The 14,231-nt window shown below is 71.0% G+C and carries 15 protein-coding genes; 9 read left to right on the top strand and 6 right to left on the bottom strand.

Annotated features, from left to right (window positions below):
* Positions 1-5 precede the first annotated feature (5 nt).
* Genes FBY22_RS13570 through FBY22_RS13585 form a run of 4 tightly spaced genes read left to right on the top strand, consistent with a single transcriptional unit; the run spans position 6 to position 2,617 of the window.
* Positions 6-416, top strand: coding sequence for a roadblock/LC7 domain-containing protein (locus FBY22_RS13570; protein WP_030043913.1), 411 nt, complete (start codon positions 6-8; stop codon positions 414-416).
* Positions 413-784, top strand: coding sequence for a DUF742 domain-containing protein (locus FBY22_RS13575; protein ID WP_058921397.1), 372 nt, complete (start codon positions 413-415; stop codon positions 782-784). Before FBY22_RS13570 ends, FBY22_RS13575 begins: the two co-directional genes overlap by 4 nt.
* On the top strand, positions 765-1,373 hold the full coding sequence (locus FBY22_RS13580; protein WP_142145427.1) for an ATP/GTP-binding protein: 609 nt from the start codon (positions 765-767) through the stop codon (positions 1,371-1,373). Before FBY22_RS13575 ends, FBY22_RS13580 begins: the two co-directional genes overlap by 20 nt.
* Positions 1,370-2,617 carry a cytochrome P450 gene (locus FBY22_RS13585; RefSeq protein WP_142145429.1) on the top strand — a complete coding sequence of 416 codons (1,248 nt, stop codon included), beginning with the start codon at positions 1,370-1,372 and terminating at the stop codon, positions 2,615-2,617. Before FBY22_RS13580 ends, FBY22_RS13585 begins: the two co-directional genes overlap by 4 nt.
* 78 nt (positions 2,618-2,695) lie before the next feature.
* On the opposite strand, the gene FBY22_RS13590 is transcribed toward FBY22_RS13585, so the two are convergent.
* The 3 genes from FBY22_RS13590 to FBY22_RS13600 form a co-directional block, all read right to left on the bottom strand.
* Positions 2,696-4,426 (bottom strand): hypothetical protein, encoded by a 1,731-nt coding sequence (locus FBY22_RS13590; RefSeq protein ID WP_260844824.1) that lies wholly within the window; start codon positions 4,424-4,426, stop codon positions 2,696-2,698.
* A 524-nt stretch (positions 4,427-4,950) separates the two neighbouring features.
* The gene (locus tag FBY22_RS13595; protein ID WP_142145431.1) at positions 4,951-6,585 is read right to left on the bottom strand and encodes an amidohydrolase; all 1,635 of its coding nucleotides are present in this window, start codon (positions 6,583-6,585) and stop codon (positions 4,951-4,953) included.
* Positions 6,586-6,596: 11 nt separating this feature from the next.
* On the bottom strand, positions 6,597-8,099 hold the full coding sequence (locus FBY22_RS13600) for an APC family permease (RefSeq protein ID WP_142145433.1): 1,503 nt from the start codon (positions 8,097-8,099) through the stop codon (positions 6,597-6,599).
* 125 nt (positions 8,100-8,224) lie between these two features.
* Here FBY22_RS13600 and FBY22_RS13605 point away from each other — a divergent pair, with 125 nt between their 5' ends.
* Both FBY22_RS13605 and FBY22_RS13610 read left to right on the top strand, forming a co-directional pair.
* Entirely contained in the window at positions 8,225-8,953 is a 729-nt protein-coding gene (locus FBY22_RS13605; protein WP_142145435.1) for a TetR/AcrR family transcriptional regulator, read from the top strand.
* Between the two features lie 115 nt (positions 8,954-9,068).
* Positions 9,069-9,461: a VOC family protein gene (locus FBY22_RS13610; protein ID WP_142145437.1), complete on the top strand. Its 393-nt coding sequence runs from the start codon at positions 9,069-9,071 to the stop codon at positions 9,459-9,461.
* A gap of 56 nt (positions 9,462-9,517) precedes the next feature.
* On the opposite strand, the gene FBY22_RS13615 is transcribed toward FBY22_RS13610, so the two are convergent.
* Positions 9,518-9,802, bottom strand: a complete 285-nt coding sequence (locus FBY22_RS13615) for a DUF4235 domain-containing protein (RefSeq protein WP_142147600.1) — start codon at positions 9,800-9,802, stop codon at positions 9,518-9,520.
* 49 nt (positions 9,803-9,851) lie between these two features.
* On the bottom strand, positions 9,852-10,865 hold the full coding sequence (locus FBY22_RS13620; protein ID WP_142145439.1) for a glutathione S-transferase family protein: 1,014 nt from the start codon (positions 10,863-10,865) through the stop codon (positions 9,852-9,854).
* A gap of 148 nt (positions 10,866-11,013) precedes the next feature.
* On the opposite strand from FBY22_RS13620, the gene FBY22_RS13625 reads away from it, so the two are divergent.
* Positions 11,014-11,934 (top strand): cation diffusion facilitator family transporter, encoded by a 921-nt coding sequence (locus tag FBY22_RS13625; protein WP_399211052.1) that lies wholly within the window; start codon positions 11,014-11,016, stop codon positions 11,932-11,934.
* Between the two features lie 132 nt (positions 11,935-12,066).
* On the opposite strand, the gene FBY22_RS13630 is transcribed toward FBY22_RS13625, so the two are convergent.
* On the bottom strand, positions 12,067-12,519 hold the full coding sequence (locus FBY22_RS13630) for a nitroreductase family deazaflavin-dependent oxidoreductase (protein ID WP_142145443.1): 453 nt from the start codon (positions 12,517-12,519) through the stop codon (positions 12,067-12,069).
* 260 nt (positions 12,520-12,779) lie between these two features.
* Between FBY22_RS13630 and FBY22_RS13635 the strand changes: the two genes are divergently transcribed.
* Together FBY22_RS13635 and FBY22_RS13640 are read left to right on the top strand one after the other, a co-directional pair.
* Complete coding sequence (locus FBY22_RS13635) at positions 12,780-13,979, top strand: cytochrome P450 (protein WP_142145445.1); 1,200 nt, start codon at positions 12,780-12,782, stop codon at positions 13,977-13,979.
* A 12-nt stretch (positions 13,980-13,991) separates the two neighbouring features.
* Positions 13,992-14,186, top strand: coding sequence for a ferredoxin (locus tag FBY22_RS13640; protein WP_142145447.1), 195 nt, complete (start codon positions 13,992-13,994; stop codon positions 14,184-14,186).
* Positions 14,187-14,231 lie beyond the last annotated feature (45 nt).

A 14,231-nucleotide genomic window follows, 5' to 3' on the forward strand; every position in this document is an offset into this window, starting at 1 on the left:
TCCACATGACGCAACAGGGAACCGACGTGAGCTGGGCGCTCCGCGATCTCGTGGAGTCCATCCCGGAGATCCGCTTCGCCCTCGTGGCCTCCAGTGACGGCAAGGCCATCACCTCCTTCGGCGCCGAGGACCCGGACGACGTGGACCGGTTCGCCGCCGTGGTGGCCGGACTGCAGGCGCTGGCCCAGCCGGTGGCCGAGCAGTTCCCCAAGTACGCGGGGCAGCTGCGGCTGGCGATGATCGAGGTCGACGGCGGCCATCTCTTCGTCGTACGCGCGGGTGTGGAGACGTACCTCGGTGTCCTTGCCCGGGAAGGCCTCGACCAGGGGCTGCTCGGACACCAGATGAGGGATCTGGCCCGCAGGATGGGTGAACTCCTCGGCACCACTCCGCGCCTGGAGGAGCACTCTGGATGAGTGCTCCCCGCCGGCCCACGAATCCGTCCGGTCTCGAGCGCTACTACGTCCTCACCCGGGGGCGCAGCGGACCGGGCGGTTCGGCGTCGAGTCTCGACGTGGCGACCCTCATCGTCTCGGTGACCGCCCCCGTACCGGGCATGCAGCACGAGCACGAGGACATCCTCCGGCGCTGCCGCGATCCGCTGTCGGTGGCCGAACTCGGCGCCCACCTCGGATTGCCCTTCAACATTCTCGCGGTGCTGTTGGCGGATCTGCTCGAGGCAGGCCGCGTCGAAGCCCGTGACCCCATCCCGGCGCACGACGCCGGCCGCGGGCCCGACCTCGCGCTCCTTGAGGAGGTACTCAGTGGACTTGAACGGCTTTGACCACCCCGGGCGCCCGGCCGCCGGGGGCACCACCCGCTCGGTGAAGGTGATGATCGCCGGCGGCTTCGGCACCGGGAAGACCACCATGGTCCGCTCGGTCAGCGACATCAAGCCGCTGACCACCGAGGAGACGCTCACCCAGGCCAGTGCCGACGTCGACCACCTCATCGGCGTCGCCGACAAGACGGAGACCACCGTCAGCCTGGACTTCGGCAAGATCAGCCTCAACGACAGCCTGATGCTGTACCTGTTCGGCACCCCCGGACAGGAGCGGTTCTGGTTCCTGTGGAACGGCCTGTTCAAGGGCGCGCTCGGCGCGGTCGTCCTGGTCGACACCCGGCGCCTGGCCTCCAGCTTCCGGGCCATAGAGGAGATGGAGCGGCAGAACGTGCCCTTCGTCGTCGCCCTGAACGTCTTCCCCGACTCCAAGGAGTACCCGGTCGAGGAGATCCGGGACGCGCTCGACATCCCCGCACACATCCCGGTCGTGGCCTGCGACGCCCGCGACCGGGCCTCCAGCCGTGACGTGCTCGTCGCGCTGATCCACCACCTGAAGGACCGCTCCGCCGTCGCACTGGAGTCCCGATGAACGCGCAGCCCTTAAACGATCCCGACACGCCGAGCGGGTGCCCGGTCGCGCACGGGACCGACCTCACCCGGCTGTTCGGGCCGGAGGCGTCGACCGATCCGTACGGCATCTACGAGCGGCTGCGCAAGGAGCACGGGCCCGTGGCGCCGGTGCTCCTCGAGGGCGACGTGCCCGCCTGGCTGGTGCTCGGCTACCGCGACAACCGGCGGGTGCTGGACAACCCGCGCCAGTTCAGCCGGGACGCGCGGATCTGGCGGGACTGGCGCGAGGGGCGGATCCCGGAGACGCACCCCCTGATCCCGATGGTCGGCTGGCGGCCCGACTGCGTCTCCCAGGACGGCGAACCGCACCGCCGGTTGCGCGGCGCGGTGACCGACGGGCTGCTCGCGGCGTCCAGCCGGGGTGTGCGGCGACACGCCACGTACTTCGCGAACAAGCAGATCGACGCGTTCGCGGACGCCGGGCGCGCCGACCTGGTGGCCGACTACGCCGATCTTCTGCCGATGCTCGTGCTCACCCGGATCCTGGGCCTTCCCTCGGCGGACGGACTGCGCCTGATCGAGTCCTGCGCCCAGGTCTTCAAGGGCGGCGAGGACGCCCTGGAGCACAACGGCCGGATCATCCAGATCCTGTCGGAACTCGCCGAGCGCAAGCGGGCGGAGCCGGGCTCCGACTTCGCCACCGCCCTGCTGGAGCACCCGGCCGGCCTCGACCACGACGAGGTCGTCAGCCATCTGCGCCTGGTGCTCATCGCCGCCCACACCACCACCAGCAACCTGCTGGCCCAGGTCCTGCAGCGGGTCCTCACCGACGCGGGCCGGCTGTCCGACCTGGTCAGCGGGCAGCTGAACATCTCCTCCGTGGTGGAGGAGATCATGTGGGACACCCCACCGCTGGCCGTGCTGCCCGGCCGGTTCGCGGCGGCCGACCTGGAGCTCGGAGGCCATCACATCCAGGAGGGGGAACTGCTCGTCCTGGGCCTGGCCGCCGGCAACCTCGACCCGGAGGTACGGCCCGACGCGGCCGTCGCCGTGCAGGGGAACCAGTCCCATCTGGCGTTCAGCGCCGGGCCGCACGAGTGCCCGGGGCAGAACATCGGGCAGTCCATCATCGAGATCGGCGTGGACGTCCTGCTGCACCGGCTTCCGGACCTGCGGCTGGCCGTGCCGTCGGAGGAGCTCTCCTCGACCGCCTCCACCTGGGAGTCCCGGCTCGACAGCCTGCCGGTCGAGTTCTCCGTCTGACCCCGGCACCACCGCTGCCCGGCCGGTCCCCCCGGCCGGGCAGCGCCGTCTTTCGGGACGGTTCGCGCATGCGCGGTGTCAGCCGTCGAGCCAGTCGCCCGCGACGTCCGACGGACGGTGTCCCGTGGCGTTCCAGAGGAAGTGGGGGTGTGCGCAGCCGAACATGTAGGCGAGCAGGGTGGTGTCCTCCCGCCCGGTCCGAGGCTCGTGCAGGGTGTGGAACATCTCGGACCCGACGACGCCGGCGTCCTCCTGGACCTGACGGGCGCGGTCCGTGGAGCCCGCCGCGGCGGACGCCTCCACGGCCGCGATGTAGGTGCGCCGCAGGATCTCCCAGGTGCTGTCTATGTCGCCGTACCACGGACCGTGCAGCGCCTCGAAGGCATGCAGCTCGGCGTCGAACAGGGGCCAGGTGTCGGGGTGTTGGGCCCGGCAGCGGGCGGACAGCTCGGCGGTGCGGGCGCTCAGCGCCGGTACGGTGGCCCGCGGCGCGATGGTCAGGTCGGTGCCGTGGGTGAGGATGCCGCTGCACGGGTTGGGCTGCAGGTCGCACAGCGCGCAGGAGTCGGCCGGGGGGAGGCCCTGGGTGATGCCGTCGAACCACAGCGCGTGGCGTCCCGTGAGCCCCATCCAGACGATGGTGGTGGTCATCAGCCAGGTGTTCCACATCGGGGGATGCGCCTCGGGCGTGCAGCCGTACTTGACGAGGGCCATGGCGCAGGCGGCGTAGAGGGCCTTGGTGTGGGTGGGCATGTCGGCGAGCCAGAAGTTGCTTATCTCGCCGGTGAGGGCGTCGGCTCGTACGTCGGCCATGTCGTCGATGACGCGGCACAGCAGCAGGGAGGCGAGGTGTTCTTCCTGCCAGAGCTCGGTGTCGGGGGAGACGTGCCAGAACAGGCAGTCCAGCATCTGCAGGGCCGAGTAGGTGCTCTGGCTGAGCGGGTTGGTCTGCGGGAGGGTGACGTCGCCCGCCGCGTGCTGCTGCAGCCAGTACTCGTCGACGGATCGCTTGTGGGCCGCGAAGAGCCCGGAGACCAGGGCCCGTGCGCTGTTGGTGCTGAAGTTCTCGGCCAGGCGGTCTTCGACGTGCCGGGTGAGGCGCGCGGTGTCGATGGTGTCGATCACGCGTTTGTACTCGTGGAAGACGAGGATGTCGTCCTCGAAGCGGTGGCGGTGGCCGAGGTCCCGTTCGAGGTCGTTCATCTGCCGGGTCCAGGACCATCCGCCGGTCAGGACGCTGTCGAGCTCGGTGCGGTTCGGCCAGGTCTTGACGGTGAGGGGACGCCCGGCGCTCTGCCGCCAGCGGTAGTCGTCCAGCGTGCGTGCGGGCGGCGTGGGCAGCCGACGGCACAGCGGGCAGCCGCAGGCGGTCGACCGCTCCTCCGCGCGCGGCGGGGTCAGCGCCCGGCTTCTCCAGGCCCCTTCGAGCATCGCGCAGGTCAGCCGGCAGATCTCGATGTCGGTGCCGACCTGGGGGAAGGCCGCCTCGATCAGCCGCAGGCCGGTGTCGAGACGCCTCAGCCTGCCCATGCCCTCCTCGTCGGGCGGGAGGAACGCGGGCCGCGCCAGATGGAGGGCCCCTTCCACGCGCAGTGTCGTACTGGGGTGGGGGGAACCGAGCGCGTCCAGCCGCTGCCGAACGGCGTCCTGATACCCGCGGTACTCCTCCGTACTGCCGTTGATGCGTGACAGGAAGAGGCGGGTCAGGGCTTCCCCGGCCTCCGTGGGCTGGAGCGGGGCGTCCGGCCGCGCCGGGAGCGAGGTGTCGGCGGACGCCTCCGGAACGGCACCTACGAGTCGAGAATTCACACAGGTCTCCCATCAACTGTGGTCGTGGAAAAGGAACCGATCGACCGTGGTCGTCGGCCGGTCGGATCCGCGAACTTCTACGCCCTCCGCGCAGGCCTCGCCGGAGCCGGACACACGCGTTCGGCTCCGCTCCTGGTGCGTACGCCCGTGAGGGGGCACGGCTGCTGCGCTTGCGCGGCGAGGAAGTGGGGGCGGACAGCCCTGCTGTCCTTTGCGGACGAACCGCTCGCAACCCGCTCGGTTCAGACGAGGAGCGCGGAGAGGGGCGGACGGTTCTGGGCGTACCCCAGATGTCCGTTGACGGGAGTGTCGAACGGGAGGCCGAACCTGGCGTCCTTAGGCATGCGTTTCCTTCCGGGAGCCGGAACAGGCAGAGCCCCCCCGGCCCTGCGAACGGGCGGCCTGCTGGCCGCCCGTGCACTCGAACTCAGCTTCTATGGCCGAAAGTTGAACCGAGAAGCGCTACGAGACTGCCCAGAGCCTAAATGATCTACGCGTGACCTCACCGTGATATCCGTTACTGCTTACGCCTCTTGAGCTGCGTACACTGCCTCCCCTCCCACGAAGGTCATCGCGACCCGCGTCCGCCCGATCTCCTGCGGCGGTGCGGCGAAGGGATCGCGGTCCAGCACCACGAGGTCCGCCAGTTGGCCGACCCGCACCCGTCCGGTGTCGTCGAGATGGTTCACGTACGCCGATCCGGCCGTGTAGGCCGTCAACGCCTCGGTGAGACCGATGCGTTCGGCGGGCAGGAACACGGGGGCGCCGTCGCTGTCGGGCGCGAGGCGGTTGACCGCGACGTGCACTCCCTGGAGCGGATCGGGGCTGCTCACCGGCCAGTCGCTGCCCGCGGCGAGCCGCGCCCCGGAACGCAGCAGCGAGCCGAACGGGTACTGCCACGCCGCCCGTTCGGCCCCCAGGAAGGGGATCGTCAGCTCGTCCATCTGCGGTTCGTGCGCGGCCCACAGGGGCTGGAGATTGGCCGTGGCGTCCAGCTCGGCGAAGCGCGGCACATCCTCCGGGTGCACGACCTGAAGGTGTGCCAGGTGCGGCCGGGTGTCGCTCGGTCCGTTCGCCGCCCGGGCGGCCCCGATCGCGTCCAGGGCGTCGCGCACGGCCCGGTCGCCCAGCGCGTGGAAGTGGCACTGGAAACCGAGCCGGTCCAACTCCTCCACGTACTTGGGAAGTTGATCGGAGTCGATAAAACTCTTGCCGTGGTTGGCGGTGGCGCAGCCGCACCGGTCCAGGTACGGATCCAGCAGCGCGGCCGTGCCGTTCTCGGCGACCCCGTCCAGCATCAGCTTCACGGTCCCCGCACGGAACCGCCCGTGACTCAACGCCTTCCGTTTCTCCACGAGTTCGGGGATCTGCTCGGCCCCGCGCTCCCGGTCCCACCACAGGGCGCCGACGACCCGTGCGGTGAGCGAGCCGTCCCGCGCGGCCGCCAGATACGCCCCGGACGGGTCGTCCATGCCGAGGAAGTCCCCGACGAGCGCGTCCTGCCAGGCCGTGATGCCGAGCGCGTGCAGATGGCGCTGGGCGTGCAGCAGGGCCGCCAGCCGGTCGGCCGCGGTGGCCGGGGGAGTGAGCCGGCCGACGAGCTGCATCGCCCCCTCCTGCAGGGTGCCGCTGGGTTCGCCGGCCGCGTCCCGTTCGATGCGTCCGTCGGCCGGGTCCGGGGTGTCCCGGGTGACCCCGGCGAGCTCCAGGGCGCGGCCGTTGACCCAGGCGCCGTGGTGGTCGCGGTTGGGCAGGTACACCGGCCGGTCGGGCACGGCCGCGTCCAGCAGTTCCCGGGTCGGCGTACCGCCCTCGAAGGCCTCCATGGACCAGCCGCCGCCGAGGATCCACTCCCGCTCGGGGTGTGCGTCGGCGTAGGCGCGGACCGCGGCGACCGTCTCCTCGGCCGTCCTGGCCCCGGTCAGGTCGCACTGCGACAGCTCCAGACCCGCCGGGATCGGATGGACGTGCGCGTCCTGGAAGCCGGGCAGCAGCAACCGGCCCGCCAGGTCGACGCACCGGGTCCGCGGTCCCCTGAGTGCCAGCACCTCGTCGTGCCCCACGGCCGTGACGCGGCCGCCGGTGACGGCCACGGCGGTGGCGGTGCGGCCCTCGGGGGTCAGGACGGGGCCGCCGGTGAAGAGGAGGTCTGCGTGCATGGATCCGTTTCCTAGGAGATGGTGGTCAGCAGGGCGGGCGCGTCCGCGTCCGTGCCCTCGCCCGTGCGGAAGTACGGGGACCTGCGCGCCCACTTGGCCCATGCGGCGGCGACGAAGCCGGACCCGATCATGAGCAGGGGAGTGAGGAGCAGGAACCACCCGTTGTCCGCGCGGAGTTCGAGATGGTCGGTGGAGGAGTAGAAGCTCCAGCCGAGATAGCCGCCGAGCCCGAGCAGTGCCGTCGCGCTCAGCGTGGGAAGCACCACGGCCCGCAGACCCTGACGCCAGTCCTCGCGCAGCAGCGAGCGGAAGCGTACGGCCGCCGCCAGCGCCGTCAGGGCGTACGACAGGGCCACCACGATGCCGACGGCGTTCACGGTCGCCATGATCATGTCCGCGAGCCGCGGGATCACCAGGGCGAGCGCGGCGACCGCCGCCGCAAGCGCGCCGATCAGCAGCGTTCCGGCGGCCGGGGTGCCGTAGCGGGCGCTGACCTTGGACCACACCGGCCCGAGCGTACGGTCCCGGCTCATCGCGAACATGCCGCGGGCCGTCGGGATCACCCCGGCCTGCAGCGAGGCCACCGCCGAGAACATCAGCGCCACAAGGGGCAGCGCGGCCAGCGGCTGCGCGGCCAGCCGGTCACCGAAGTACGCCAGCCCCTGGGCGCCGTGACCCGCCAACTCCGGCTCCGAAAGGACCCGTTGGAAGGCGATCGAGCCGAGCAGGAACAGGGTCAGCATGGTCAGGAGCGTGATGAAGCCGGCCCGGGAGGCGTCCCGCGGCTCGCGCACCTCCTCGTTGACGCTGAAGGCGGCCTCGAAACCCCAGTAGCAGAACACCGACAGGATCAGGCCCTGGGCCAGCGCCGACGCCGAGGGGATCGCGAACGGGTCGAACCAGCTCCAGCTGAAGGCGTGCGGGCCGGTGACGATGCCGTAGCCGCAGAACCCGAGCAGGACGACGTACTCGAAGACCAGCAGCCCCGTCTGCAGACGCGCCGCCGTGCGGACCCCGGTGACGGCGGTGACGGTCACCGCCACCAGGACGAAGATGCCGAGGGCGGTGGTCTGCGCCGTCGAGCCCGCGTCCAGCGCGAGTCCGCCGATCCGGTGCACTCCGGCCTCCCCGGCCAGCTGGATCAGCGCCGAGCCGGTGACCGCGGTCGTGTACGCCAGGAACGCCACCGTCGCCACGATGTTCACCCAGCCGACCAGGAAACCGAGCCAGGGACTGAGCGAACGGCCCACCCACACATAGCCGTTGCCGGCGTTCGGCTCGACGCGGTTGAGCCGGGAGTAGGCGCCGGCGATGCCCAGCACGGGCAGGAACGCCAGCAGCATGATCGCCGGCAGGTGCAGACCGACCACCCCGGCCGTCACACCGAGGCCGATGCCGATGCTGGTGGTCGCGGCCGTGCTGGACGCGGCGATGGCGACGCCGTCGAGGACGCCGAGGGACTTGCGCAGCGCGGGCCGCGCGGGCGGCGCTGCGCCGAGGGACTGGTCGGACATGGGCGGGTCTCCGCTCGCACCGGGGGGCCTGGCTGGCCCCGGTGACCGCACATGAAACTGCCCGGGCACTTAACAGGTCAACGCTGTTGTCATAAGGTGCGGGCACCGGTCCCAGGAGGCAGTCCATGAGCGAGCGTGTCGTTCCGCCCGACGCCCGGCGGCGCAGGCGCCCCACCAAGCAGGGCGTCGTGCTGTCCGAGGAGCTGATCGTGGCGACCGCCCTGCGTCTGATCGAGGAGCACGGCGCCGACGCCCTGTCGGTACGCCGCCTGGGCCGCGCCCTGGGGGCCGACCCCAGCTCCCTGTACCGCTACTTCCGGCACACCGACGACCTGATGCTCGCCGTCGCCGACGAGCTGATCGGCCGCACCCTGCGCACCTGGCGGCCCACCGGCGACTGGCGCGCCGACCTGCGCGACCTCGGCCTGCGCATGCACGCCAGCGCCCTGGCGCATCCACGGGCGGCCGTCCTGAGCTCCTACCGCGTCACCGGGCGCGCCCACGAGATCCAGGCCGTCGAGACCGTCCTCGGCGTGCTGCGCGACGCCGGCTTCCCCGACGCCGAGGCCGTGCGCGTCTACCACGCCTTCATCGACCAGGCACTCGCCTTCGGCGCCCTCGACTCGGCGAGCACGGCCCTGCCGAAGGCCGCCCGGGAGGCGGAGGCGGCCGTGTGGAGGGCGACGTACGCCAGGTTGCCCGCCGCCACCCACCCGCACATCGCCGCCGCGGCCCGTCACCTCGTGCACGACATGCCGCGCAGCTCCTACCCGGCCGCCCTGGATCTGCTGCTGAGCGCGGCGGCCGCCCGGCTGGCGGAAGCACGGACGCCGGAACGGCCCGCCCGAGGGTGACCGGCAGGACGCGGCCCGGCATCGGCGTGCGACTGAACCGGCCGGGCCGGGATATCCGGAGGAGGAGGGCGGCGGGACACGACCTGCCCCGCGCCCGGGACCCTTCGGAGGAGACATGCCGCTGGTTGACGCGGGCTACGTGGTGCTCGACTGTGCCGAGCCCGAGAAGCTCGCCGTGTTCTACAAGGAACTTCTGGACGCCGAGGAGACCGACGCGACCGCCAACCGGGTGGAGATCAGGGGTGCCGACGGCATCCGTCTGGCCTTTCGCCGCGACGTCAACGCGACGCCGCCGAGCTGGCCGCGCCCCGAGAACTCCCTGCAGGCCCACTTGGACTTCCACGTGAGCGACCTGGACGCGGTGGAGCGCAAGGTGGTCGAACTCGGCGGCCGCCCGCTCGACACGAAGGACGCGGCCGGACTTCACGAGGAACGCGGCTACGCCGACCCGGCCGGGCACTCTTTCACCCTCCGCCGCGCCACACCGACGGCCCCGAAGCAGGGGTGAGGAGTGCGGCGGACAAGGAAGAGGGGCCGGCATCCCGTGGATGCCGGCCCCTCTCGTCAGTCCCGGCCGCCCTGTTCGCTGGTCGGCCAGACGCCCGTCGAGCGTTCGATGGCCTTGGCGCCGCCGCGGTCCACCGCGCTGCGCACCACGGCGAAGATCGCGCCCTGGACCGCGGCGGCCAGCAGGATCTCTCCCCAGCCGCGGTCCCGGTCCAGGGCGTCCGGCGCGTCCTCCTCGTGCCGGATCGCCATCCACGTCTTGCGGAACGCCATCCCCGACAGGGCGCCGCTCACCCAGCCCAGCGCGAAGCCCAACGGCTTGTAGGCGAGGGGCAGTTTCATCTTCTTCTTGTTCTTGGCCACGTGTGCCTCCTTGCTCGATCCTGCTCGATCAGGGTCGCCCCTGCGCCGGGATTCCCTCTCCCGCCGGCACCGGCCCCGGAGGCGTTCCGTCGCCGAACGGCCGGCCGCCCAGTTCCTGCCGGAAGTGGGGCGCGAGCCAGCCGGACAGCTCCGGTCCGAGGGGCACGATGCGGGTCGGGTTGATACCGCTGTGGACCTGGTAGTAGTGCCGTTTGATGTGGTCGAAGTCGACCGTGTCCCCGAAGCCGGGGGTCTGGTAGAGGTCGCGGGCGTACGCCCACAGAATCGGGTTCTCCGTCAGCTTCCAGCGGTTGCACTTGAAGTGGCCGTGATAGACCGCGTCGAAACGGACCAGTGTGGTGAACAACCTGATGTCCGCTTCCGTGATCGTGTCGCCGACCAGGTAACGCTGCTCCTCGAGCCGCGCGCTCAGCATGTCCAGCCGCCTGAAGACCCCGGCGCACGCGCCCTCGTACTCCTCTTGGTCGGTGGCGAAACCGGCCCGGTACACACCGTTGTTGACGTCCTCGTAGACCTCTGCCATCACCGCGTCGATCTCGTCGCGCAGGGCGTGCGGATACAGGTCCGGCGCTCCGTCGCGGTGCAGGGCGCTCCACTCGGTGGCGAGGTCGAGGGTGAGCTGCTGGTAGTCGTTGGTGACCAGTTGTCCGCTGGGTAGGTCGACGATCGCGGGCACGCTGACCCCGCCGGGGTAGCCGGTCTCCCGCTTGTCGTAGGCCTCGCTGAGATATCGGATGCCGAGCACCGGGTCGCGACCGCCGGGATCGAGCGTGAAACGCCAGCTGCGGTCGTCCTGGATCGGGTCGGCGATCGCCATCGGCAGCGCGTCCTCAAGGCCCAGCAGCCGCCGGGAGATCACGGCGCGACTCGCCCACGGACAGGCACGGCTGACCACCAGCCGGTAACGGCCCGCCGCCACCGGCCAGCCGTCCCGCCCGTCCGCGGTGATCCGGTCCGCGAAGTGGCTCTTGGACCGCTTGAACGCCTTCTTGCCGTAAGAGTCGTTGCCCCCGCCGCCCATGGTTCCTCCCTGCGATCGTGTGCGCCCTGCTCACCGCGTTCCCCGAATTCCCTGCCCCGCACGGTATGAGTCGACCCCGTACGGGCAGTCGGCGTACGTGAGCAGGACAACTTCGGACAATAAAGCTGACAGGCGGACCCGCGTCACCGTGCTGGTGGCGCTCGCGGCGAATCTGGTGATCGCCGCGGCGAAGGCGGTGGGCGGCCTGGCCGCCGGATCACCGGCCCTGATGTCGGAGGCGGCGCACTCGGTGGCGGACAGCATGAACGAGGTGTTCCTGCTTGCCGCCCTGCGCCGCAGCCGCCGTCCGGCCGACAAACGCCACCCCTTCGGTTACGGCAAGGAGCGTTTTTTCTGGTCGCTGCTCGCGGCCGTGGGCATCTTCGTCATGGGCGGCTGCTTCTCCTTCTTCCAGGGCCTGGAGGCCCTGCGCAACGGCGCCGAGGAGAAGACCAGCGGCTATGTGGCCGGTCTGATCGTGCTCGGCGTGTCCTTCCTCGCCGAGGGCGTGTCGCTGCTGCGGGCCGTGCACCAGGTGCGCCGGCAGGGCGGGACCGGCGGCGGAATGCGCGACCCGGCGCTGCGCACGGTGGTCGCCGAGGACGGCACGGCGGTGCTGGGCGTGACGCTCGCCGCCATCGGCATGGCGCTGCACATGGTCACCGGTGAGGTGGTGTGGGAGGCGTCCGCCTCCTTCGGGATCGGTGCCCTGCTGGTCTTCGTCGCCTTCCACCTGGGCCGCGAGGCACGTGACCAGCTGATCGGCGAGGCCGCGGACCCCGAGGCGGCCGACCGCATCCGGGACCTGCTGCAGGAGCAGCCGGAGATCGACAGCGTGGAGGCGCTGTTCACCATGAAGACCGGCCTGGACCAGGCCCTGGTGGCCGCTCGGGTCGACCTCGTGCCGGGCCTGGACAGCGAACAGGTCGAGGAGGTCGCCGTCCGGATCAAGCGGACGGTCGCGGACTCGGTCCCGGAGGCCGACCAGATCTTCCTGGACATCACCGACCGGCCCGCGGAAGAGGCACGGGAAAGCCCCGCCGCGACGGGGGAGCGCGGGGGGGCCTGACGGACGCGTGCCCGGGGGAGACCCGTTCATGCGCCGGGAAACAGAGATTTTTTCGGAAGGGCGCATCGCGGCTGATCCGGCCAGTCCGGGTCAGCCGGCCCGGATCAGCCGGACCCGATCAGGCAGCCCCGTTCAGTGGTCGCCGTCGGCCGGTTCGAGTACGAAGACGGGGATCTGCCGGTCGGTCCTCTTCTGGTAGTCGGCGTACGGCGGAAACGCCTCGACCGCCCGCTGCCACCACTCGGCCTTCTCCGCACCGGTGACCTCACGGGCCGTCATGTCCCGCTTGTCCGGGCCGTCCTGCAGCTCCACGCGCGGATCGGCCTTGAGATTGTGGTACCAGACCGGGTGCTTGGGCGCCCCGCCCTGCGAGGCCACGACCGCGTACCGCCCCTCGTGCTCGACACGCATCAGCGGTGACTTGCGGATCTTCCCGCTCTTCGCGCCGCGGGTGGTGAGCACGACGACGGGCAGGCCGGTGTCCCGCAGCGTCGTTCCCTTCGTACCGCCGGAGCTCTCGTACAGCTCCACCTGATCGCGCACCCACTTCTCCGGGCTGGGTTCGTACTCGCCCTCAAGAGGCATGACATCCGTCCCATCGTCGAGTCCTACGACTTGCCGGCACGCCGCTTCAACACCGCCCCGTGCCGGAATCATCCCTACCGCACACCTCGCCGTCCGCAATCGGAGGGGTTGGTTCCGTCCGTGGGTTTTCGAATCATGTGCGACCAACTCCGGCCAGAATGCCCCCGCCACCGATGTGGCCGAACTTCCCGTCGCCCTATAGATGCCCCGGGCATCTAATGAAGATCTGCGCGACGCACTCTTCGTCTGCGAGGTCTTCCATGACGCAAGCGGAACCCGTGGCCTTCCCCCAGGACCGCACCTGCCCCTACCACCCGCCGACCGCCTACGAGCCCGTGCGCGGCACCCGCCCACTGGCCCGGATCACCCTCTACGACGGACGTCCCGCCTGGTTGGTGACCGGTCACGCCCTCGCCCGGGAACTGCTCGCAGACCAGCGCCTGTCCACCGACCGCAACCACCCCGACTTCCCGGCGCCCACCGAACGCTTCGCCTCGGTGCGCAACCGGAGGCTCGCGCTGCTCGGCGTCGACGACCCCGAGCACCGTGTCCAGCGCCGCATGATGGTCCCCAGCTTCACCCTCCGCAGGGCCGTCGACCTCCGCCCGCAGATCCAGCGGATCGTGGACGGGCTGCTCGACGACATGATCGCCCAGGGGCCGCCCGCCGAGCTGGTGAGCGCCTTCGCGCTGCCCGTGCCCTCGATGGTGATCTGCGCGCTGCTCGGCGTGCCCTACGCCGACCACGAATTCTTCGAGGGACAGTCCCGCCGGCTGCTGCGCGGCCCGAAGGTGACGGATGTGCAGGACGCGCGCGATCAACTGGACGCCTACTTCGAGGACTTGATCGACCGCAAGCTGAAGCAGTCCGAGCCCGGCGACGGCGTGCTCGACGAACTCGTCCACCGGCAGCTGCGGGAGGGCGTGCTGGACCGGCAGGACGTCATCGCGTTCGCCACCATTCTGCTGGTCGCCGGCCACGAGACCACGGCCAACATGATCTCGCTCGGCACCTTCACCCTCCTCCAGCACCCGGAGAAACTGGCCGAGTTGCGGGCAGACCCGGAGCTGATGCCCCAGGCGGTCGAGGAGCTCATGCGCATGCTGTCGATCGCGGACGGTCTGCTGCGCAGGGCGACGGAGGACATCCAGGTGGGCGACACGGTCATCCGCTCCGGCGACGGGGTGCTCTTCTCGACCTCCGTCATCAACCGGGACGAGGACGTCTACGCCGACCCCGACACCCTCGACTGGCACCGCCCGGCCCGCCACCACGTGGCCTTCGGCTTCGGCATCCACCAGTGCCTCGGCCAGAACCTGGCCCGCGCCGAACTCGACATCGCCCTGCGCACCCTCTTCGACCGGCTGCCGGCCATGCGCCTGGCCGCCCCGGCCGACGAGATCCCCTTCAAGCCCGGCGACACGATCCAGGGGATGCTGGAACTCCCCGTGACCTGGTAGAGGCTCACGTCCATGCGCATCGACATCGACCAGGACGTCTGCATCGGCGCCGGCCAGTGCGCCCTGTCCGCCCCGGGCGTCTTCACCCAGGACGACGACGGATTCAGCACCCTGCTGCCCGGCCGCGAGGACGGCGGCGGGGACCCGATGGTCCGGGAGGCGGCCCGCGCCTGCCCGGTGGGCGCGATCACCGTGACCGACGGCTGAGGCGTACGCCCCGAAGCCGACACACCCGCCGCGGCGTGGCGGCCA

Source organism: Streptomyces sp. SLBN-31, assembly GCF_006715395.1.
Classification (GTDB): Bacteria; Actinomycetota; Actinomycetes; order Streptomycetales; family Streptomycetaceae; genus Streptomyces.